23 protein-coding genes are annotated in these 20,942 nt (G+C 70.9%); 8 read left to right on the plus strand and 15 right to left on the minus strand.

Going from position 1 to position 20,942, the window contains the following annotated elements; genetic code table 11:
* Nucleotides 1-51: 51 nt before the first annotated feature.
* The 3 genes from OG866_RS25990 (at nt 52) to OG866_RS26000 (ending at nt 3,215) form a co-directional block, all read left to right on the plus strand.
* A complete protein-coding gene (locus OG866_RS25990) occupies nt 52-852 on the plus strand; it encodes a hypothetical protein (RefSeq protein WP_329338265.1) in 801 nt (266 codons plus the stop codon).
* A 106-nt stretch (nt 853-958) separates the two neighbouring features.
* Entirely contained in the window at nt 959-2,134 is a 1,176-nt protein-coding gene (locus OG866_RS25995; protein ID WP_329338267.1) for a 4-hydroxybenzoate 3-monooxygenase, read from the plus strand.
* Nucleotides 2,135-2,306: 172 nt separating this feature from the next.
* A complete protein-coding gene (locus OG866_RS26000; RefSeq protein WP_329338268.1) occupies nt 2,307-3,215 on the plus strand; it encodes a Bax inhibitor-1/YccA family protein in 909 nt (302 codons plus the stop codon).
* 75 nt (nt 3,216-3,290) lie between these two features.
* Here OG866_RS26000 and OG866_RS26005 read toward each other — a convergent pair whose 3' ends face one another.
* Entirely contained in the window at nt 3,291-3,521 is a 231-nt protein-coding gene (locus tag OG866_RS26005) for a DUF4287 domain-containing protein (RefSeq protein ID WP_059196158.1), read from the minus strand.
* A gap of 104 nt (nt 3,522-3,625) precedes the next feature.
* On the opposite strand from OG866_RS26005, the gene OG866_RS26010 reads away from it, so the two are divergent.
* Nucleotides 3,626-3,937 carry a hypothetical protein gene (locus OG866_RS26010; RefSeq protein ID WP_329338269.1) on the plus strand — a complete coding sequence of 104 codons (312 nt, stop codon included), beginning with the start codon at nt 3,626-3,628 and terminating at the stop codon, nt 3,935-3,937.
* Between the two features lie 7 nt (nt 3,938-3,944).
* Here OG866_RS26010 and OG866_RS26015 read toward each other — a convergent pair whose 3' ends face one another.
* The 3 genes from OG866_RS26015 to OG866_RS26025 all read right to left on the minus strand — a co-directional run bounded on the left by OG866_RS26015 (nt 3,945) and on the right by OG866_RS26025 (nt 7,426).
* Nucleotides 3,945-4,727 (minus strand): hypothetical protein, encoded by a 783-nt coding sequence (locus tag OG866_RS26015; protein WP_329344306.1) that lies wholly within the window; start codon nt 4,725-4,727, stop codon nt 3,945-3,947.
* Between the two features lie 283 nt (nt 4,728-5,010).
* Complete coding sequence (locus OG866_RS26020; RefSeq protein ID WP_329338271.1) at nt 5,011-6,231, minus strand: acetyl-CoA C-acetyltransferase; 1,221 nt, start codon at nt 6,229-6,231, stop codon at nt 5,011-5,013.
* A 148-nt stretch (nt 6,232-6,379) separates the two neighbouring features.
* Nucleotides 6,380-7,426: an SGNH/GDSL hydrolase family protein gene (locus OG866_RS26025; protein WP_329338273.1), complete on the minus strand. Its 1,047-nt coding sequence runs from the start codon at nt 7,424-7,426 to the stop codon at nt 6,380-6,382.
* Between the two features lie 149 nt (nt 7,427-7,575).
* Here OG866_RS26025 and OG866_RS26030 point away from each other — a divergent pair, with 149 nt between their 5' ends.
* Nucleotides 7,576-8,961 (plus strand): cystathionine beta-synthase, encoded by a 1,386-nt coding sequence (locus OG866_RS26030; protein WP_329338274.1) that lies wholly within the window; start codon nt 7,576-7,578, stop codon nt 8,959-8,961.
* Between the two features lie 52 nt (nt 8,962-9,013).
* On the opposite strand, the gene OG866_RS26035 is transcribed toward OG866_RS26030, so the two are convergent.
* From OG866_RS26035 to OG866_RS26065, 7 genes are all read right to left on the minus strand, one after another.
* Complete coding sequence (locus OG866_RS26035; protein WP_329338275.1) at nt 9,014-10,618, minus strand: recombinase family protein; 1,605 nt, start codon at nt 10,616-10,618, stop codon at nt 9,014-9,016.
* Nucleotides 10,619-11,178: 560 nt separating this feature from the next.
* Nucleotides 11,179-11,613 carry a hypothetical protein gene (locus OG866_RS26040; RefSeq protein ID WP_329344308.1) on the minus strand — a complete coding sequence of 145 codons (435 nt, stop codon included), beginning with the start codon at nt 11,611-11,613 and terminating at the stop codon, nt 11,179-11,181.
* Nucleotides 11,614-11,732: 119 nt separating this feature from the next.
* Nucleotides 11,733-12,248, minus strand: coding sequence for a twin-arginine translocation signal domain-containing protein (locus tag OG866_RS26045; protein ID WP_329338276.1), 516 nt, complete (start codon nt 12,246-12,248; stop codon nt 11,733-11,735).
* An 11-nt stretch (nt 12,249-12,259) separates the two neighbouring features.
* On the minus strand, nt 12,260-13,189 hold the full coding sequence (locus tag OG866_RS26050) for an ABC transporter substrate-binding protein (protein ID WP_329338278.1): 930 nt from the start codon (nt 13,187-13,189) through the stop codon (nt 12,260-12,262).
* Nucleotides 13,190-13,198: 9 nt separating this feature from the next.
* Complete coding sequence (locus OG866_RS26055; RefSeq protein ID WP_329338280.1) at nt 13,199-13,861, minus strand: ABC transporter permease; 663 nt, start codon at nt 13,859-13,861, stop codon at nt 13,199-13,201.
* A 1-nt stretch (nt 13,862) separates the two neighbouring features.
* Nucleotides 13,863-14,504 (minus strand): ABC transporter permease, encoded by a 642-nt coding sequence (locus tag OG866_RS26060; protein ID WP_329338281.1) that lies wholly within the window; start codon nt 14,502-14,504, stop codon nt 13,863-13,865.
* A complete protein-coding gene (locus OG866_RS26065; protein ID WP_329338283.1) occupies nt 14,501-15,535 on the minus strand; it encodes an ABC transporter ATP-binding protein in 1,035 nt (344 codons plus the stop codon). Before OG866_RS26065 ends, OG866_RS26060 begins: the two co-directional genes overlap by 4 nt.
* Nucleotides 15,536-15,677: 142 nt before the next feature.
* Between OG866_RS26065 and OG866_RS26070 the strand changes: the two genes are divergently transcribed.
* The 3 genes from OG866_RS26070 to OG866_RS26080 all read left to right on the plus strand — a co-directional run bounded on the left by OG866_RS26070 (nt 15,678) and on the right by OG866_RS26080 (nt 18,699).
* The gene (locus tag OG866_RS26070) at nt 15,678-17,183 is read left to right on the plus strand and encodes an aromatic amino acid ammonia-lyase (protein WP_329338284.1); all 1,506 of its coding nucleotides are present in this window, start codon (nt 15,678-15,680) and stop codon (nt 17,181-17,183) included.
* Nucleotides 17,180-18,031 (plus strand): MurR/RpiR family transcriptional regulator, encoded by an 852-nt coding sequence (locus OG866_RS26075; RefSeq protein WP_329338286.1) that lies wholly within the window; start codon nt 17,180-17,182, stop codon nt 18,029-18,031. Before OG866_RS26070 ends, OG866_RS26075 begins: the two co-directional genes overlap by 4 nt.
* 83 nt (nt 18,032-18,114) lie before the next feature.
* The gene (locus tag OG866_RS26080; RefSeq protein ID WP_329338288.1) at nt 18,115-18,699 is read left to right on the plus strand and encodes a hypothetical protein; all 585 of its coding nucleotides are present in this window, start codon (nt 18,115-18,117) and stop codon (nt 18,697-18,699) included.
* Between the two features lie 13 nt (nt 18,700-18,712).
* On the opposite strand, the gene OG866_RS26085 is transcribed toward OG866_RS26080, so the two are convergent.
* Genes OG866_RS26085 through OG866_RS26100 form a run of 4 tightly spaced genes read right to left on the minus strand, consistent with a single transcriptional unit; the run spans nt 18,713 to nt 20,814 of the window.
* Complete coding sequence (locus OG866_RS26085; protein WP_329338290.1) at nt 18,713-19,087, minus strand: hypothetical protein; 375 nt, start codon at nt 19,085-19,087, stop codon at nt 18,713-18,715.
* 23 nt (nt 19,088-19,110) lie between these two features.
* Entirely contained in the window at nt 19,111-19,581 is a 471-nt protein-coding gene (locus tag OG866_RS26090) for a roadblock/LC7 domain-containing protein (RefSeq protein WP_329338292.1), read from the minus strand.
* 34 nt (nt 19,582-19,615) lie between these two features.
* Entirely contained in the window at nt 19,616-20,422 is an 807-nt protein-coding gene (locus tag OG866_RS26095) for a transcriptional regulator (protein WP_329338294.1), read from the minus strand.
* A complete protein-coding gene (locus tag OG866_RS26100; RefSeq protein ID WP_329338295.1) occupies nt 20,419-20,814 on the minus strand; it encodes a hypothetical protein in 396 nt (131 codons plus the stop codon). The genes OG866_RS26095 and OG866_RS26100 overlap by 4 nt, the downstream gene beginning before the upstream one ends.
* Between the last annotated feature and the right edge of the window lie 128 nt (nt 20,815-20,942).

The following is a 20,942-nucleotide window of genomic DNA, read 5'->3' on the forward strand; positions in this document are numbered from 1 at the left end:
CCCACGCCCCCGCCCGACCGCCCCCGCGGCCCCGTCGACCTGCTCAACTCGGTGGCCGGAATCGCGTCCTTCGTCGGCGCCCTGATGCTCTACGCCGGCTACATCTACACCAATGCCTACTTCGGCTACTTCCGCCTCAACCCCTTCGCCGTGGGTCTGAGCACCTTCGAACTCGTCATGCACAGCCTGCGGTTGGCCACACTCCCGGTCCTGGAAGCGCTCGCGCTGGCCCTCCTCGTCCCCGCCGCGCCCCGGCTGCTGACCCTGCTCCACGTCCCCGAACAGCAGGTCCGCCGACTGCGGGACTTCGGCCGCTCCATCGCTCGCGCGCATCTCGGATACGTCGTCCTCGGCGTCGTACTGATGCTGCTGTGGCGCTGGATCCAGCCCTACGGCTGGACGGCACCCCTGCTGGTCGCGGGCGGACTCATCCTCGGGCTGACCCGCGCCGCCGGCCCCGAGGGGGAGGCCCGGGCCCCCTGGGAACGCGCCGGGTCCCTCCTGGTCGCCGGGCTCTTCCTCATCTGGGTCACCGCTCTGCTCGCCGGCCAGCTCGGCCGCCAGGACGCGCAGCGCGACGCGGAGCAGCTGGTGAGCCGGGTCGCCGTCGTCGTGATGAGCACCGAGCGCCTCGACTTCGCCCCGCCCGGCCCCCGCTACGAGGACCTCGGCAAGGGCGTCCACTACCGCTACCGCTACACCGGCCTGCGCGTCCTCCTCGAACGTGACCACCGCTACTACCTCCTGCGCATCGGCTGGGACCACGACACCGACCCCACCTACGTCATCGAGGACGACGACACCGTCCGCATCGAGCTGCGCCCGGGCGTCCTGCCACGCACCGACCGTTGACAGGGGCCGCGGGCCGCCGCAGACTCGGCATGAGTCAATGGTGAAGAAAATTTCACCATGCGAACAACGATATGACGCGAACAACAGCGAACAGAGAGGTTCGTCGATGCGCACCACCGTCGGCATCATCGGAGCCGGCCCCGCCGGCCTCCTCCTCGCCCGGCTGCTCCACAACGCGGGCATCGACGCGGTCGTCCTGGAAGCCCGCGACCGCGCTTACGTCGAGCAGCGTCAGCGGGCCGGGATCCTGGAGCAGGGGACCGTGGACGTGCTGCGCGCGGCCGGGGCCGGGGAGCGCATGGACCGCGAGGGACTGCGGCACGACGGGATCGAGCTGAGGTACGACGGGAAGCGGCACCGTGTCGACTTCCCCGCCCTCACCGGCGGCCGGTCCGTGATGGTGTACGCGCAGACCGAGGTCTGCAAGGACCTCATAGCCCTCCAGCTGAAGGAGGGCGGACCGCTGCTGTTCGAGGCGGAGGCGCTGGCCGTCGAGGGGGCCGACAGCGACAGTCCGGCCGTCCGCTTCCGGCACGAGGGGCGCGAGGACGTCCTGGAGTGCGAGTACGTCGTCGGGTGCGACGGGTTCTGGGGGGTGGCCCGCAAGGCGGTGCCCGAGGAACTCGTGCGCGTCTTCGAGCGGACGTACCCCTTCGGCTGGCTCGGCATCCTCGCCGACGTCCCGCCCTCGCACGACGAGCTCGTCTACGCCCGCCACGACCGCGGCTTCGCCCTCCTCTCCATGCGCTCGCCGTCCGTCTCCCGCCTCTACCTCCAGGTCCCCGAGGGCACCGACGCCGAGGCGTGGGGCGACGAGGAGATCTGGGACGAGCTGGAGCGCCGCTTCGAGACCGAGGACGGGTGGACGCTGGAACGGGGCCCCCTCACACAGAAGTCCGTCACACCCATGCGGTCCTACGTCCACGAGCCCATGCGGCACGGGCGGCTCTTCCTCGCCGGGGACGCCGCGCACATCGTGCCGCCGACCGGGGCGAAGGGGCTGAATCTGGCCGTCGGGGACGTCGTCACCTTCGCGCGGGCGCTGTCGTACAAGAAGGACACCGGTTCGGCCGAGCTGCTCGACGCCTACTCGGAGACCTGTCTGCGCCGGGTGTGGCAGGCCGAGCGGTTCTCGTACGACATGACGACCCTGCTGCACCGGTCACCCGACGCCACTCCTTTCGAGGACCGGCTCCAGGTGGCCCGGCTGGAGCGGATCGCCACGTCCGTGGCCGCCGAGACCGACCTCGCCGAGGGCTACACGGGGTTCTCCTTCGGGTGATGTACCGAAACGGTCATGAACCTGCCCCCTTCGTGGCTGGGAATCAACCGCCCGCGTAGCGTGTTGCGCAGCACGACAAGGGAAAGATCCTCCCCAAGCACTAGGGTCAATCCTTTGCCTACCTATTACTCTTGACGCCAAGGCCCACACGAAGTGGCCATGGAGGAGTGAAATGAGGAGCAGCAACCCGGTCTTCTCGCGACGGGGGTTCAGCCGCGACAACGGCTACGCGGGCTTCAACGCCCAGCCGCAGGCCGGGGGCGCAGCCGTGGGCGCGCAGGGCAACCCGTACGCCCAGCAGCCGACCGGCAACCCGTACGCGCAGAACCCCTACGCGCAGAACCCGTACGCCCAGCAGGACCTTCAGCACGGCGCGCCGCCGCAGGCCCCGGTCACCACCGGCCGGATGACGATGGACGACGTCGTCATGCGCACCGGTACGACCCTCGGTGTTCTCATCGTCACGGCCGCCGTCGCCTGGGCGACGCTGCCGGTCGACGACGCGAACATCAGCCGGTCCTACGGCATCGCCATCGGCGCCGGTCTGATCGGCATGGTGCTGGCGCTCGTCCAGTCCTTCAAGCGCAAGGCCTCGCCCGCGCTGATCGTGTCGTACGCCGCGTTCGAGGGTGTCTTCCTCGGCGTGGTCTCCAGCGTCGTCGACAACCGCATCGCGAGCGGTGCGGCCATGCAGGCCGTGATCGGCACGCTTGCCGTGTTCGCCGCGGTCCTCGTGGCGTACCGGGCGGGCTGGATCCGCGTCAACCGCCGCTTCTACGGCTTCGTGATGGCGGCGGCCCTCGGCTTCGTCCTGCTGATGGCCGTGAACCTGCTGTTCGCCGTCTTCGGCGGCGGTGACGGCCTCGGCTTCCGCAGCGGCGGCCTCGGCATCGCGTTCGGCATCATCGGCGTCCTGCTCGGCGCCTGCTTCCTGGCCCTCGACTTCAAGCAGGTCGAGGACGGCATCGCCTACGGCGCGCCGAAGGAGGAGGCCTGGCTGGCGGCGTTCGGTCTGACGATGACGCTGGTCTGGATCTACATGGAGTTCCTGAGGCTCATCTCGATCCTCAACAGCGACTGACCTCCGCGGAGGTAGTCGCGTGGAAGGGCCCCGGCGTTCTCGCCGGGGCCCTTCGGCGTTTCCGCCGGTGCGCGTCTAGAGGAACTTGCGCGCGGCCCTCCTCAGGTCGTACTCGTGGATGATCGCCTTCGCGTGGCCGTACGCGAGGTTGTGTTCGTGGCGGAGCCAGCTGACCTTTTCCTCGAAGCGGAAGAGAGCCGGGCCTTCTTCGACGGTGCGGATCCAGTCGGACACTTCACGACCGGTGCAGTGAGGGATGCGGGCGAGCATGTTGCGGTGGGTCTCCTCGGAGAGGACGTGGGACATCGGCGCCTCCGGACGCAAAGGGGATGTAAGCCGGTCCTTCAGGTCACCGTGCCTGAGCGTTGGCCTGTTGGCAACAGTCCCGGTGCGGCGCGTACGGTTGCGCCGTGGCTGATACGACGCGTCTGACGCAGGCTGTGGATCACTTCGCCGACCGTTTGCGGGCCGCTCCGCAGAGCCGGCTGCAAAGGGGCGCCGCGGCCGAGGCACTGGGCCTGGCCAGGGAGTTGGCGCGCAGGGCGCAGCTGATCGAGGAGCCCTCGGCGGAGCCGAGAGAGATGCCGGACGCGGGCATGTTCGCCGCCGCGGACCAAATCACCGTCGCCGTGCACGACTTGGCCCTCGTCCTCACGGACGAGGGCCAGCTCGACGAGGCGGTGCGGTTGGTGGAGGAGGCGCAGAAGCGGGCGGGCGTCTGAGAGGGGACTACAGGGACGCTATGACCCGGTCCGCCAGGATGTAGACGTTCTCCTCGCCGCACGCGAACGTCAGCGTGTAGGCGCCCGAGACTCCCGAGCCGCCCAGCAGTATCGGGCTCTCGCCCGCGGTCAGCGCCGCCGAGAGGCGTTCCGCCGTCTCCCGGTGGCCCGGCGTCATGCACAGGGTGGTGCCGTCGGCGAAGACATAGACGTCGAGGGTGCCGAGGGGGCCGGGACGGACGTCGGCCAGTTCCGTGCGGGACGCGGCGAGTTCCTCCAGCGTCGCCACCGTACGCTCGTGGTCGTTCACGACCGGTGACTGGACCGGTACGAAGTCCGGGTGCGAGGGGTGGCGGCGGCGGGCCGCGGCCAGCTCCGGGGAGTCGGCGGCGAACTCGTCGGCGTCCGCGGCGGGCTCGGCGACCGGCTCCAGCGGCTCCAGGCCCACGAAGTCCGTCTGGCGGGGCAGGAACAGCTCGCTGTCGGTCAGCCCGAGGAGAGTGGGGGCGTCCGCGTCCCGCGCCTCCTGGGCGGCCCAGAAGGCGCGCGCCTCGGCGAGTTCCCGCTCCCGCTCCTGTGCGAGGGCCTCGGCCACGGCGGCGCGTATCTCGTCGGCGTCACCGGCGGGACGGGCGGCGGGCACGAGACCGTGCGCGGCGCTCGCCGCGTTCGTCTCGGCGAGCTGGGTGTGCAGGGCTGCCACCTGCCGGCGCAGCTGCAAAAGGGTGCGCAGGACGGCGACGCCCACGGCGCCCGTGGCGGCCGTGGTGACCAGCAAGGCGATCGGCATGGCGCTCACTGACGTACTCCCGGTTCAAAGTCGACCCCCGACTTCCTACATCAGCTTGAAGGGCGGACTATCCCGCTGTCAGTGCGTAACGTCACGAAACGGACAGGACTTTGGGCCCGGAGTTTAGTGTGAGAACGGTTCTGACCTGCGTAAATCCCTATGCGGAGGGAGATAGGTCACATCCTGGGGGAGATTGGATCACAAAACGGCCCAGAACCCTGGTGGTTCAAGGGTTCCGGGCCATCGCGTCACACGGAGTGCCTGGGGAACTACAGGGAGTTGGTCAGCTGAGGCGCTCGATGACCATCGCCATGCCCTGGCCGCCGCCGACGCACATCGTCTCCAGACCGAACTGCTTGTCGTGGAACTGGAGGGAGTTGATCAGCGTGCCGGTGATCCGGGCGCCCGTCATGCCGAAGGGGTGGCCGACGGCGATGGCGCCGCCGTTGACGTTCAGCTTCTCCAGCGGGATGTTCAGGTCGCGGGCGGAGGGGATCACCTGCGCGGCGAACGCCTCGTTGATCTCGACCAGGTCGATGTCGTCGATGGTGAGGCCGGCGCGGCGCAGCGCCTGCTGCGAGGCGTCCACCGGGCCGAGGCCCATGATCTCGGGGGACAGGCCCGAGACGCCGGTGGAGACGATGCGGGCGAGCGGGGTGAGGCCGAGCTCGCGGGCCTTGGTGTCGGACATGATGACGACCGCGGCGGCACCGTCGTTCAGCGGGCAGCAGTTGCCGGCGGTGACGAGTCCGTCGGGGCGGAAGACCGGCTTCAGACCGCTGACGGCCTCCAGGGTGACGCCGGCGCGCGGGCCGTCGTCCTTGGAGACGACCGTGCCGTCGGGCAGCGTGACCGGGGTGATCTCGCGCTCCCAGAAGCCGTTCTTGATGGCTTCCTCGGCGAGGTTCTGCGAGCGGACGCCGAACTCGTCCATGTCCTGGCGGGTGACGCCCTTGAGACGGGCCAGGTTCTCGGCGGTCTGGCCCATGCCGATGTAGGCGTCCGGCACGAGGCCGTCCTCGCGCGGGTCGTGCCAGGTCGTGCCCTCCTGCGTGGCGACCTCGGCGGTACGGGCCTCGGCCTCGGCGAACAGCGGGTTGTGCGTGTCCGGGAGGCTGTCGGAGTTGCCCTTGGTGAAGCGGGAGACCATCTCGACACCGGCCGAGATGAAGACGTCGCCCTCGCCGGCCTTGATGGCGTGCAGGGCCATCCGGCTCGTCTGGAGCGACGAGGAACAGTAACGGGTCACCGTGCAGCCGGGGAGGTGGTCCATGCCCATCTGTACGGCGACGATGCGGCCGAGGTTGTTGCCCTGCTCGCCGCCGGGCAGACCGCAGCCCAGGTGCAGGTCGTCGATGTCCCTCGGGTCCAGCTCGGGGACCTTCGCCAGGGCCGCCTGGATGATCGTGGCGGTCAGGTCGTCCGGGCGCAGGTCCTTGAGGGAGCCCTTGAAGGCGCGGCCGATCGGGGAGCGGGCGGTCGAGACGATCACGGCTTCAGGCATCACGGCTCCATTGGCGTTACGGGTTCTTCCGGGCAGGGCTGGTTGGGAAGTTACCCGTACGTATGGCCAGGGTCACTGGTGTCGCGGTGTGACCCTGACCGCAGTTTTCTAAGCGCTTGCTTTTTTCCTCGGCGCAGAGGCGGACGGCTCACCTCTCGGCGGACCGGGACGGGTGGTGGACGGAGACAGGGCCCGGCTCCGGCACCCGACGGCGCTTGCGCCGCTTCAGCAGCGCCCATGGCCCCTTCGGCCCCGTCGGCATCGCCGCCGTCACCTCCGTACCCGGCTCCGCCACGGCCTCCGCCGCGGCGCGGGCCACGGGCAGGAAGCCCTCGCGGCGGCTGACGTCCGGACGCTCCTCGTCCGCCGGCCACAGACCGAGGGCCGCGCACACCGTCGGCAGCACCGCCATCGCCGCGGTCGCGTAGCCCTCCGCCGAGGGGTGGTAGTTGTCCGGCCCGAACAGCTCCCGCGGGTTCGCCGCGAACTCGGGGCCCAGCAGGTCGCCCAGGGACACCGTGCGACCGCCCTGCTCGACCGTGCCGATCGTCTGGGCGGCCGCCAGCTGACGGGAGGCCCGGCGGGCCAGCCAGCGCAGGGGCTGCGGGACCTGCTCCACCGTGCCGAGGTCGGGACAGGTGCCCACCACCACCTCCGCACCGGCCGTGCGCAGCCGCCGTACCGCCGTGGACAGATGGCGGACGGAACGGGTCGGCGGCATCCGGTGGGTGACGTCGTTCGCACCGATCATGATCACGCAGACGTCGGGCAGCCGGCCCGGGTCCGCGAGAACCAGGGCCACCTGCCGGTCCAGGTCGTCCGAGCGGGCGCCCGGCAGTGCCACGTTGTGCAGGTCCACCGGACGCTCGGCCACCGCGGCGAGACCCGAGGCCAGCAGCGCGCCCGGCGTCTGCCCCGAGCGGTGCACGCCCTGGCCCGCGGCCGTGGAGTCGCCCAGCATGGTCAGCCTGAGCGGCGGTTCACCGCGGACGGAATAGGAGAGGCCGTACAGGCCCTGCGCGTTGGGCACATGCGGCGACGTGCCGTTGCCGTTGCCCACCTGCCGTTTGGCCAGCCGCACCTCGGCCAGCAGCAGACCCACGGCCGCCGCGCCGACCAGACCGATCCCGCCGCCGCCGTACGCCGCGCCTGCCGCGATCCGCCGGGCCACCCTCGCCCTCGACATGCTCGTCATGCGTCGCCGCCACCTCCTCGTTGCCGTACATCCACTCCTTGCCCCGTACGGACCGTCGTCCAATCGCAACGAGGAGTGAACAACCGTCAAGGGGCCGTAGGCTGGCGGAACCACTACGACCACATCTTTTGCAGCATCCGGAGACAACGGTGCAATTCCACGACTCGATGATCAGCCTCGTCGGCAACACCCCGCTGGTGAGGCTCAACAACGTCACCCAGGGCATCCAGGCGACCGTCCTGGCCAAGGTGGAGTACTTCAACCCCGGCGGGTCCGTGAAGGACCGCATCGCCCTGCGCATGATCGAGGCGGCGGAGGAGAGCGGCGCGCTCAAGCCCGGGGGCACGATCGTCGAGCCGACCAGCGGCAACACCGGCGTCGGGCTCGCCATCGTGGCTCAGCAGAAGGGGTACAAGTGCATCTTCGTGTGCCCCGACAAGGTGAGCACCGACAAGATCAACGTCCTGCGGGCCTACGGCGCCGAGGTGGTCGTCTGCCCGACCGCCGTCGACCCCGAGCACCCGGACTCGTACTACAACGTCTCCGACCGCCTCGTCCGTGAGACGCCGGGCGCGTGGAAGCCCGACCAGTACTCCAACCCCAACAACCCGCTCTCCCACTACCACTCCACCGGCCCCGAGCTGTGGGAGCAGACGGAGGGGAAGATCACCCACTTCGTGGCGGGCGTCGGCACCGGCGGCACCATCTCCGGCACCGGCCGCTATCTGAAGGACGCCAGCGACGGCAAGGTCAAGGTCGTCGGCGCCGACCCGGAGGGCTCGGTCTACTCCGGCGGTTCCGGCCGGCCGTACCTCGTCGAGGGCGTCGGCGAGGACTTCTGGCCGACCGCCTACGACCGGACCGTCGCCGACGAGATCGTCGCCGTGTCCGACAAGGACTCCTTCCAGATGACCCGCCGCCTCGCCAAGGAGGAGGGCCTCCTCGTCGGCGGTTCCTGCGGCATGGCGGTCGTCGCCGCACTGCGCGTCGCCGAGCGCCTCGGCCCGGACGACGTGGTCGTCGTCCTCCTCCCCGACAGCGGGCGCGGCTACCTCTCGAAGATCTTCAACGACGAGTGGCTGGCGTCCTACGGCTTCCTCGAGGAGTCGGAGCCGGCCGCGAGCGTCGCGGACGTGCTGAAGCACAAGGCAGGCGCCATCCCCAAGCTCGTCCACATGCACCCGGAAGAGACGGTCGGCCAGGCCATCGAGGTGCTGCACGAGTACGGCGTCTCCCAGATGCCGGTGGTGAAGCCGGGCGCCGGGCATCCCGACGTCATGGCGGCCGAGGTGGTCGGTTCCGTCGTCGAACGGGATCTGCTGGACGCGCTGTTCACCCAGCGGGCCGCTCTCACCGACCCGCTGGAGAAGCACATGTCGTCGCCTCTGCCGCAGGTGGGATCCGGCGAGCCGATCGAAGGCCTCATGGCGGTCCTGGGCCGTGCGGACGCCGCGATCGTTCTGGTCGAGGGCAAGCCGACCGGAGTGGTGACGCGTCAGGACCTGCTGGCGTACATGGCACGCACGGTTCAGTAGGGCGGCCGGGGTGCCGTCCTTGAGGACGGCACCCCCGCAGCGATTCCTCCGTTCACGTCAAGGCGGTGATCCGCAAGAGCGTGACGTCGAACGGGGCGCGGCGCGATCGGCCGGGCGGAAGGGGCAGGACGGTCACGGACCGCAGGACGGTGGTGACTGCTGCTCGTCGCTGCTCAAGACTCATCCCGGGCCAGCGCGACGACGGCCGGGCTCCCCGAGCGTCCTGTCGGAGGGCATGGTGCTTCGTCCGGTCCGCCTCCAATCCTGAGATCCGGATCTCGAGGTCGGATGCCCTCCGCAAGGAGCCGGCGTCGCTCGGAGCGCCTGCGCGGAGTGCGTGCTCGAGGGATTCGCGTTCCTTGACCAGGCGTTGCAGCAGCGGCGCCCCAGCCCATTCCGGCCGTTCGAAGTCGAGCGTGGCGTGACGTTCGTCGAGCAGGGATAGGACGAGAGCCTCGAGGTGACGGTCGACGTCACGAACGCTGCGTGCAGTGCCTCCGCAGTCCAGGGCGGCGCACAGGTACACGGCGTTGGCTGGGTTCGTGGCGGTCGGACGGGCACTACCGCCCATCTTGGAGTCGCACGGGCTTCCGTCCTTTCGGGCAGCGCCACAGCGCAAGTACCCGCTGAACAAGTACTTGCGGAGGCTTGAAGGCTCCGTCCCCGGACGTGGGCTGCCGTTCGTCAGGCGGGTGCCTCGCTTCGCGCCGCGCTGCCGGGAGAGTTCCACCAGTGCCTGCCATTCCGCGACGCTCGCGGGGGCGTCCCACTGGCCTACCACGGGTGCACCGTCGGCGGGGTCCCGGAGGAGTTCCCCGTGGATGGCCCGGTACCCGCACATCACAGGGTTGGTCAGGGCCTGGCGCACGGTTGAGCCGCTCCATCGGTTTCCCGACGCGGTCGGGATGGCTCGGGCATTCAATCGCCTGGCGATGTCGTTCCAACTCGTGCCGTGCAGCGCGGATTCGATCATCTCCCGGAGGACGGGCCACTCCTCGGGGTCCTTGCGCATATTGATCTTGAGCCCTGACCGTGGGTCGGGCGGGAGCCAACCGAAGCGTCGGCGACCGCCTGGTGTCCCGCCGTCGAGGGCGCGGCGCCGGATGTGGCGTTCGATGCGCTCCTTCGTCCTCCGTACTTCGCCGTCGCCGGCTACAGCGTCTTCGCTGCGCTTCGAACGAAGGTCGTAGACGGCTTGGCGCTCGATGAACAGTCCGTCGTCCGTGACGGTGACGGCCTGGCGGACCCTCGCGAAGTCCGAGGCCAGCCGCCACACGCGTTCGTGTTCCGCGGCGACGAGGGTCTGGACGGGAAAGCCCTCGGTCGTCCTTCGGTAGTGGAGGGCATCGACCATCTCTGTGAATGCCGGTCGTACGAGAGTCGGCTGCGCGGCCGTCAGGCCGTTGTCTTCGTAGAACTTGACGATGGCCACGCCGAACGCGGCTGCCGTTTCGATGTTGTCCTCGTGCTGGTGGCGAACGCCTGTCCCGGCCTCTCGGCCCAGGGCCAGGACGGCGGACCGCGTGCTCTGGTCAGCGCTGATCCGGGCGTAGTCCACTCCGGGTATCCGGGCGCCCAGCCACTCCTCGAAGGTGCGTCCGGCTTCCAGGGCCGAGACGAGCGAGGGATTCAGGAAGCTCCTGGACCAGCCGGGCATGCGAGCACCTTTTCTGGAGCCAATGAAGTGTTCGGATGCTTCGAAATATGCGGGAGGGAGCCGGGATTTGTGAGTGGATGCCCGACTGGTTGCGCATATCGGGTGAACGGGCGGCTGCCGGTTGACGCCGTGCGGGGGTCGGATGTCAGCCGCCAGGACCTGCTGGCCTTCCTCGCCAAGGGTGGGAAGTAGCGGTGAAACGCGGGGCGTGGCGGTGAACTTGCGGTGAACTGCCGGGGTGGTGGGCGAACTTGCGTTTGCCTGCCGAATCGGCGGACTTCGTCGAAGTGGTACGAGCGTGTCACGTCCGCGCAGCACCCGCTTAACACGCGTCCGGCACATTAGTGGATGTCGGCAGGGCGGGAGCGGCTCCCCGCCCCGGCCGGCGCCGAACGTCCAAGGACCTCCGGAGCGGCTCCCGGACCTCCATGGACGCCGGACGTAAGACCTGGCCTGACCCGGTCGACGTCCCTCGCGGGGACCGCCGTCGTCCCGCCCCCCGGTAACGGGGGTGCGGCGGTCCCCGCGATATATCTTTTCCGGCCCCTCGGACTGTCCGGTCAGCCTTCCCACTCGCTGTCCTGCTGAGCCTTACGACGTCCGGTGCGCCCACGGAACAGGTCCGGGTTCACCCGCAGGGCCTGGAAGGCGTTCACCCCGACGATGCCCACCCAGGTGACCAGCAGGCCAGGGAGGTGGGAGACGCCGGCGCCGATCGCGGAGAGCGGGACGGCGAGGACCAGCGAGACGATGCCGAAGCCGTACCGCTCGCCCCAGGAGTCCGTCGGACTCGGCCTCCGCGCACCCCGGGCCACCACCATCTGCTGTTCCGCCAGCTGCCGGCGCACCCGGCGCTCCACCGCGCCGTCGATGCGCTGGTCGACCTTCTCCAGGAAGGAGTCGACCAGCGCCGACTCGTACTCCTCGCCCAGTTCCCTGCGGGCCTGCAAGGTGGCGTCGAGTTCTTTCTTGAGGTCGGCGTCCCGCGCGTCCATTCCGGTCATGCGGTCAAACTTAGGGAGCCACGGCGCCCGCCGCACTGGGGATAGCCCCCGTCTTGGGCCTCGGGATCTCCGGGAGCACCCCTAGGGACTCCAGCACCCCGAATCCGAGGTCAGGGCAGGAGGGAGACGAGCCCGGTGTCGGGGTCGAAGCGGGCCGCCGCCACCTGGGCCTCCCGGAAGGCGGGGTCGGCCCTGATCGCGTCCCGTACCCAGCGGGTGTGGGTCGTCATCGTGTGCTCGGACCAGTTGCCCGGCAGGGCGCGGGTGCGGCGGGCGGACGGTGTGATCTCGTCGACCAGGAGCTCCAGATGGCCGGGACCGGGGCGCCGGTGCGCAGATGGTCGAGGGTGGCCGCGATCGCCCCGCAGCGCTCGTGGCCGAGCACCAGGACCAGCGGATGCCCAGTTCCTCGACGCCGTACTGGATCGAGCCGAGGACCGCCTCGTCCAGCGTCTGTCCCGCCGTCGTTGTGCATGGTGGGCGTGGCCGCGGGCGTAGCGCCGGTTGCCGGCGAGCAGTGCGGCCAGGGCCGTGTCGGGGTCGGACGGGTGGCGGTTCGCGGCGGGGGCGGCGGCCAGTGCACCTACGGCGCCGGCCGCCAGAAAGGCCCTGCGGTTCGAGGCCATGACGCATCCGGTCAGGCCAGCCCGTGCTGCTTCGCGTACGCGTTCGCCACGTCCTCCGGGTCCTTCTTGTCCTTGTCCACCTGGCGGTTGAGCTCGGTGAGCTGGGCCGTGGTGAGGACGTTGCCGAGGCGGGCGAGGGCCTTGCGGACGGGGGAGTCGGCGACCCGGTCGGCGATGAGCGGGACGATGTGCTGGCCGGGAATGAGGTTCTTGGGGTCGGTCAGGACCACCCAGTCGTTGGCCTGGATGTCGGTGTCCGTGGTGAACAGGTTCGCCACGTCCACGTCGCCCTTCTTCAGGGCGCCCTTGACCAGCGGACCGGAGGAGTCCAGCGACTTGAACTCCTTGAACTCCACGCCGTAGACCTCCTTGAGTCCTACGGCACCCACCTGGCGCTTCTTCACCTCCGGTGCCGCGCCGATCACCAGCTTGCCGTTCTGCTTCCTCAGGTCGGCGAGGGAGGTGAGGCCGTACTTCCTCGCGGTCTCCTGGGTGACGACGAAGGCGTCCGAGTCCTCCGCCATGCCGTACGGCAGCACCTGGAGCCCGGTGGGGAGCGCGACGGCGAGGGCGTTCTGCATCGCGCCCTCCTCGGTCGCCGTCGCCTTGGGGTCGAGGTAGTGCAGGAGGGCGCCCTGGTACTCGGGCAGGAGGTCGATGTCGCCGCCCTTGAGGGCCGGGATGAGGATCTCGCGGGTGCCGAGGTTGGGGCGGACCTTCACCGTCACGCCGGCCTGCTGAAGGACGGCCGCGTAGAGGTAGCCGAGGACCTGGTTCTCGGTGAAGTTGGCGGTGCCGATGGTGACTCCGTCCTTGCTGGAGCCGCCGCCACCGGAGGTGGACCCTTCGCCGTCGAGGGAGGTGATGCCGCCGGCGCAGGCGGTGAGGGCGGGGACGGAGGCCGCTGCGAAGAGGCCGCCGAGGAGAGTGCGTCGGTTCATCGAGGGGTCCTATGCGGTGCGGTGGCGGAAGAGGAAGCGCTGGAGGCCGGAGAGGGCGAGGTCCAGCACCACGGCGATCGCGGCGACCAGCACCGCGCCGCCCAGCACCTGGACGAGGTCGCGCTGGGCCAGGCCGTCGAAGACGTAGCGGCCGAGGCCGCCGAAGGAGACGTACGCGGCGATGGTCGCCGTGGCGACGACCTGGATGAGCGCGAGGCGCAGGCCGGTCATGATCAGGGGGAGCGCGAGGGGCAGCTCGACCTGGAGCAGGACCTGGTGGCCGCGCATGCCCTGGCCGCGGGCGGCATCGCGCACGTCCGGGTCGACCGCCGTCATCCCCGCGTAGGTGTTGGTGACGATCGCCGGGACCGCGAGGGCGACCAGGGCGACGTACACCGGCAGCATCGAAAGGCCGCCGGCCAGGAAGACCAGCACGACCAGGCCGACGGTCGGCAGCGCCCGCCCGAAGGACGCGAGGTTGATGGCGACGAACGCGCCCTTGCCGGTGTGGCCGATGAGGAGGCCGAGCGGCAGGCCGATGGCGGCCGCGATGAGGGTGGCCAGGAGCGAGTACTGGAGGTGCTCGGCGAGGCGGTGGGCGATACCGTCCGGGCCGGACCAGCTCGCGCCGCTGGTCAGCCATGTGCCGAGGTTCTTGAAGAGTTCGAACATGTCAGGCTCGCCTCCTGCGCCAGGGGGTCAGCACGTACTGGAGGGCGACCAGGAGCGCGTCCGCGACGACCGCGAGCAGGATCGTGAGGACCACGCCCGCGATCACCGGGGTCGGGAAGTTGCGCTGGAAGCCGTCGGTGAAGAGCTGGCCGAGGCCGCCGTCGCCGATGTAGGTCGCGACCGAGACCAGGGAGATCGACATGACGGTGGCGATCCGGACGCCCGCCATGATCACGGGGAGCGCGAGCGGGAACTCGACGGTGAGCAGCGTGCGCAGCGGGCGCGTGCCCATCGCCTTCGCCGCCTCCTTGGTCTTCGCGGGCACCGAGTCGAGGCCTTCGACGGTGTTCCGGAGCAGGACGACCAGGGTGTAGACGGTCAGGCCGATCACGGTCGTGGTGCGGGTCAGTCCGCTGACCGGCAGCAGCAGTACGAAGATCGCGATCGACGGGATCGTGAACAGGATGTTCGAGACGCCGAGCAGGAAGCCGCGCAGGGGGCGGATCCGGTGGGCGATCACCGCGAGGGGCAGCGAGATCAGTACGCCGAGGAAGACGGCGGTCAGGGCGGCCTGGAGGTGGGAGACGGTGAGGGTGGTGAGTTCGTCGGTGTGGTCGCCGATCCACGACCAGTCGATGCTCACGCCGCCACCCGGGCTTCCGTGTGCGCCCGGCCCGCGTAGGTGTGGATGTCGTCGCGGGAGGAGACGCCGGTGAGGACGCCTGCCGCGTCGACGCGGGCTATCAGGCCGGTGGGGGAGACGAGGGACTCGTTGAGCGCCGACAGCAGGGAATCGTTGTCGGTCAGTGGGCGTACGGGGATCTCGGCGTCCTTCGACGCCCAGTGGAGGGGCTTGTCCGCCGCGTCGAGGACGAGGGACCACGTACCGCCCTCGGGCGCGGGGCCCTGCGGAACCGCTGCCAGGGTCGTCAGTGAGAGCAGCTTGAGGCCGCGCTCGGCGCCGAGGAAGTCGGCCACGAAGTCGTCGGCGGGGCGGGCCAGGAGCTCGGCGGGGGAGGCGCACTGGACGAGGTGGCCGCCGGTGCGGAAGACGGCGATCCGGTCGCCGAGCCGTACCGCTTCGTCGATGTCGTGGGTGACGAAGACGATGGTTTTGCCCAACTCCTTCTGGAGGCGCAGGAGTTCGTCCTGGAGCTGGGTGCGGACCACCGGGTCGACCGCGCCGAACGGTTCGTCCATGAGGAGCACCGGCGGGTCGGCGGCGAGCGCGCGGGCCACGCCGACGCGCTGTTGCTGGCCCCCGGAGAGCTGGTGCGGATAGCGTCGGCCGGCGTCCGTGGTGAGGCCGACGGTCTCCAGCAGCTCGGCCGCGCGGGCGCGGGCCTTCCTGCGGCCGTGGCCGAGGAGCAGGGGCACGGTGGCGATGTTGTCGAGGACCGTGCGGTGCGGGAAGAGGCCCGACTGCTGGATGACGTATCCGATGGAGCGGCGCAGTTCGGCCGCGTCCTGCCGGGTGACGTCCTTGCCGCCGACCTTGATGGTGCCGGAGGTCGGTTCGACCATTCGGTTGATCATTCTGAGGGTGGTCGTCTTGCCGCAACCGGAAGATCCGACGAGGACCGTCACGCCGCCCTCCGGCATCTCCAGGGAGAGATCGTGGACTGCTGTCGTGCCGTTGGGGAAGCGCTTGTGGACCGCGTCGAACTGGATCATGAGATGTCCCTTGCCCGGCTGTATAACGTCATGCAGAGTTCTCTGTAGCTGAATAACTTGTCAACGGGTTGATGTAAATCCGAAGTAACGGATGACCGACGGGCAAGATCGGGTGTCCGGATTGAGGGGAGTTTGGGGCTTTATGTCGTCTCGGATCGTGGACACGCCTGCGTCTGTGCACACCGGGCTGGTCGTCCTCGACGGGATCGGACTCGGCGTCGCGGACGTCGTGCGCCTCGCCGACGGGACCGCGCGGCCCGTCCCCGGCACCGAGGGCATGAAGCGGGTGGCCGAGTCCTGGGACGCGGCCCGGCAGATCGCCGCGACCGGACGGGTCTACGGCCGCTCGACCGGCGTCGGCGCCAACCGGAACGAGCCCGTGCCCACCGAGGCCGCCGCCGAGCACGGCCTCAGACTCCTGCGCAGCCACGCCGGTGCCATCGGCGAGGAACTCCCCGCCCGGCAGGTGCGCGCGATGCTCGCCGTACGGGCGAACCAGTTGCTGGCGGGCGGCGCGGGGCTGCGGCCCACCGTTGTCACCGCCCTGTGCGAGGCCCTGGCGGGCGGGGCGTACCCGGTCGTCCACGAGTTCGGCTCAGTGGGCACCGGCGACATCGCGGCGCTGGCCCAGGCGGGCCTCGCGCTGGCCGGGGAGCACCCCTGGAAAGGCGTCGGACCCGAGCCCCAGCCCCTCGACAACAACGACGCCCTCGCCTTCATCAGCAGCAACGCCCTCGCACTCGGCCAGTCCGCGCTCGCCCTCGACGAACTGCGCGGCCTCCTTGAGGCCACCCAGGTCGTCGGCGCGCTGTCGCTGCTCGCGGTGGACGGCTCGCACGAGGCCTACGCCGCCCCCGTGCACGCCGCCCGCCCGCACCGGGGGAGCGCCGAGGTCGCCCGGCGGATCAGGGGGCTGATCGGGGCGGACGAACGGCCCACCCCACCCCTCGGCCGCATCCAGGACCCGTACGGCTTCCGCTGCCTGCCCCAGATCCACGGCCCGGCGCACGACGCCGCCGACGCCCTCGAAGCGGTCCTCGCCGTCGAGCTCAACGCCGCCGCCGAGAACCCCCTGATCAGCCCCGAGGACATGGCCGCCTACCACCACGGCGGCTTCTACCAGGCCCAACTCGCCCTCGCCCTGGACCACTTCCGGCTGGCGCTGACCCAGGTGGCCCGGCTGTCGACCTCCCGCCTGTCCACCCTCAACGAGCCCGCCTACACCCGGCTGCGCCCCTTCCTCGCCGACCCCGAGCCCGCCTCCTCCGGCGTGATGATCCTGGAGTACGCCGCCGGCGCCGCCCTCGGTGATCTGCGGGCCTTCTCCGCCCCCGCGTCGCTCGGGCACGCTGTACTCTCCCGAGGCGTCGAGGAACAGGCCAGCTTCGCCTCGCTCGCCGCCCGCCAGACCCTGCGGGCGTGCGGCGCGTACCGGCTCGTCGTCGGCTGCGAACTCGTCGCCGCCGTACGGGCACTGCGCCAGCGCGACCACGGCCCCGACCCGGACCTCCCGGTGGGCCGGGCGCTGGAGCTCGCCTACGCGGTGCTCGACGACGACCAGGCCGACCGGCCGCTCACGCACGACGTGACGACGGCGGCCCGACTGCTCGACCGGTTCACGGACATCTGGAGGGGGAGCGAGGCATGAGCGACAAGGGTGTGGGGGACACTCCCGCGGCACGGCTCCAGGCGCTGTTCGAGGGACACCGGCTCACGCCGACCCAGCGGCGCATCGCGCACAGCATGGTGCGGCGCGCCGCCGACGTGCCGTTCCTGTCCAGCGTCGAGCTGGCCGAGCTCGCCGGGGTCAGCCAGCCGTCCGTGACCCGCTTCGCGGTCGCCCTCGGCTTCGACGGCTACCCCGCCCTGCGCCGCCATCTGCGCGAGGTCGCGCCCGCCGAACAGCCGGCCGACGCGGCGTCCTACAACGAGTACCAGCAGGCCGTCGAGGCCGAGATCGAGAACCTGAGGCACCTCGCCGAGGTCCTCGCCGACCCGCGGCCCGTGCAGCGCGCCGGACGCGTGCTCGCCGGCTCGCGCCCGCTGCCGGTCCTCGGACTGCGGGCCGCCGCCTCGCAGGCGTACGGCTTCGCCTACTTCGCCGCCAAGGTCCATCCCGACGTACGGCTGCTGCACGAGGGCGGCACGATGGTCCACGACCGGATCGACGCCGCCGTCCGCGCGGGCGCCTCGGCGCTGCTCTGCTTCGCGCTGCCCCGCCATCCCCGGGAGGTCGTGGACGCGCTCAGCTACGCCAAGGAGGCCGGGCTGACCGTCGTCACCGTCGCCGACTCCGCCTTCGCGCCGGTCGCCAAGGTCTCCGACCTGCTGCTGCCCGCCGCCGTCGGCACCGGGCTCGCGTTCGACACCGCCTGCGCGCCGATGCTGCTCGGGCGGGTGCTCCTGGAGGCCATGGCCGACGAGCTGCCGGAGGCGCAGGCGCGGCTTGAGGAGTTCGACGCGAAGGCGGCGGCGCGGGGGCTGTTCGTGGAGTGACCCCGGTTTTAAGGCTCGTCTCACCTTCGCTCGTTAACCTGCCGGGCCATCAGGACTGTGCCGGGAGGACGAGGAGGACGGACGTGTCGCGCGGAGGTCAGGGACTGGCCCGGGTGGCCGTGGTCGTGCGTGCCGGAGCCGCGCCGCTGTGGTGGGCCGGGGTGTTCGCGGCGGGTGTCGGACTGCTGGTGCCGGGGCTGACCGGGCGCCGGATCGGGGTGATGGCGGGCGCGGCACTGTTCATCGTCGCCGTGGCCGTCGTGTCGTACCGCCGTCGTAAGCGCTACACCGCACTGAGCCGCGGCGTAGCGCGGGCCGGCAAGCACGATGTGCTCCAGGACCGGGCCGTGACCGTACGGAACTGGCGGCACGGACACCGCTGGTGGCTGCTCCTCGCCTGGCTGGTGGCGTTCGGCGCCAACTTCGCCGTGCCCGTCGCGGGCGGGCTGCTGCTCGCCGGGACCGGGGCGGGGCTGCGGCTGAAGGCCGCGTGGCTCGGGCGGCGCGAGCGGGCCGGGGACGCGCTGCTGTGGGTGCGGGTCGACTGGCTCGACGCGCGCGGCGGACGCCCGGCAGGCAAGGCGGTCAAGGCGTACCGCGGCACGGGCATCGCGGCGGGCGACGCGGCCCCGGGCGGGGCGCGCCGCCGCACCGCGGCGCTGGTCTGAGCGGCGTGCGCCGTCAGACCTCCAGCTCCTCCTCGATCTTCTTCAGCTGGTGGCGGGCCATCGCCAGGTTGGCGCGCTTGGCGTCCAGGACCAGGTACATGAAGAGCCCGTTGCCGCTGCGGCCGCTGATCAGCCGGATCAGGTGGTACTGGTCGGACAGGGTGATCAGGATGTCCTCGATCGCGCCCTTGAGCCCGAGATGCTCCATGGTGCGCATCTTGGCGCGGACGACGTCGGTGTTGCCGGCGGCGGCCACGCTGAGGTCGAAGCTCTTGCTGCCGCCCATCGTGCCGAGCGCCATGCCGCTGGTGTAGTCGACCAGCGCGACGCCGGTCGCGCCCTCGATGGAGGCGAGGCACTCCTTGAGGGATGTTTCGGTGTTGGCCATGACTGTCTGCCCTTCTTGTGGATTCAACTCTCCGTGGAGGTACGTGCGTTGGTCGTACGGGGCGGGCGGGCCGCTCTGGTCCGGGCGGGCGCTCTCGGCTTCGGGACGGGCGCCTCGGCGGGCGCCCGGGAGTCGAGGAGCTCCCCGATGCGGGCCCCCGCGCGGCGGCCCTCCAGATGGAGACGGCCGGCGTTGACGCGGTCCTGGGCGAGCAGGGTGAGCACGGCCGTGCGGCCCGCCGCGTACGTCGCCACATAGCCGTACGCGCCGCGCACCGTCAGCTCCCGGAACTCCCCCTGCCCGGTCGCGTCCGTCAGCCGCATCGCGACGCCGAGCGCCGCCGCGGTGAGCGCGGCCATGCCGTCGGGCTCGACGCCCGGGGTGTCCTGGGCGAGGACGAGCCCGTCCACGCTCGCCGCCAGGGCCCCGGTGAGATACGGGACCCGGCTCCTCAACCGGCGCAGCTCGTCCACGATTTCGGGTTCGGCCGCCATCTGGTCACTCCTCTCGGCGCGGGCGCGTTGTCGTTCAAAGGGACTCCAGCGCATCCCTGAGCCTCTTCAGCAGCGTGATGTCGGGGTCGGTCTCGGTCCTCGCCGGTGCGGCGGGTCTCAGGGCGCCGCGCACCAGGACCCCGGCCGCCGCGAGCCGCCGTACGTCCACCAGGGTGTGGAACGCCGGGCGGCCCATCGTGCGGGCGATGTCCGGTGCCGTGCGCACGCCGTCGACCAGATGCACCACCGCCCGCTGCCGGGCGGTGAGGCCGGGGACGGCGACGGTGTCGGCGCGCAGCAGCGGGGACTCGTCGGTCGCCGGGTCGGGCCAGATGCGGTGCAGCAGATCGCGGCGGCGCAGCGTCTCGTGCTCCAGGGCGGCCACCGGGACCGCGCGCACCGCGCCGATCCGGCCCGGGCTCGTGTACCGGAAGCGGCCCGGGGTGCTGCTGGGGGCGAGCGCGAAGTAGGCGGCGTCGTAGAGCGCTTCGAGATGGCACAGCTCCAGCGCGCCCCGGCTGAGCCGGCCGCGGCCGACCAGCAGCAGACCGGCGCCCGGGGCCTGAGCCGCCTCGTCGGCGGCCTGCCGCCAGGTGTCGGCGTCGAGGGTGCCGTGGGCCGTGAGCAGGGCGCCGAGGCCGGGGGCCGCGGGGCTCTCGGCGTGCACGACCCGGCCCTCGGTGAGATGCAGGGTGCCGCGCTCGCGGAGCAGGACGCCGGTGGCCCGTTCGGCGGCGAGCCGGGTCAGCATCGGGGAGACGCCGCCCCAGGCGCGCTCACGGGCGTCCGCCTTGTCCCGTACCGGCAGCCGGGGCGGGGGCGTGGTTCTCACCGCGGTCATCCGAGGACCAGCCGTCCGGTCATCTCGCCGAGCCGGATCCGGGCCAGCGCGAGGTTGCCCTCCACACGGGCCAGCCACAGATGGAGGAAGACGCTGCTGTCGAAGGACGTCCGCACGAAGCACAGGACGTGATAGCTGTCCCGGTTGCTGATGATGACGTCCTCGACCGGGGGGTCGGCGGCGCTGTTTTCTGGGTCGTCCGGCGCGAACGCCCGGTGCTCGGCGGCCAGCCGGGCCAGCTCGGCGGCCTCGGCCGCGGCCGTCTCGTGATCGCCGCCCGGTGACTCGCCGGCGGTGCCGAGGGCCAGCCCGCTCGTCCAGTCGACCAGCGCGGCACCACGGGCACCGGGCAGTTGCATGACTTCCGACAGACACTCGTCGATACCGGGCACCGTGAGTTCCCCTCCCGCCTGGGGTTCGGCTGAGTGACGCCGAAACTACGCAGGGTGTGAGTGAGGGGTGAGGGTTATGGCATTTTCCGGTGGAACATGCGCCGGATGGCTAAGGTGGGTCAACTGGG

Source organism: Streptomyces sp. NBC_00663 (genome assembly GCF_036226885.1).
In the GTDB taxonomy this organism is placed as follows: domain Bacteria; phylum Actinomycetota; class Actinomycetes; order Streptomycetales; family Streptomycetaceae; genus Streptomyces.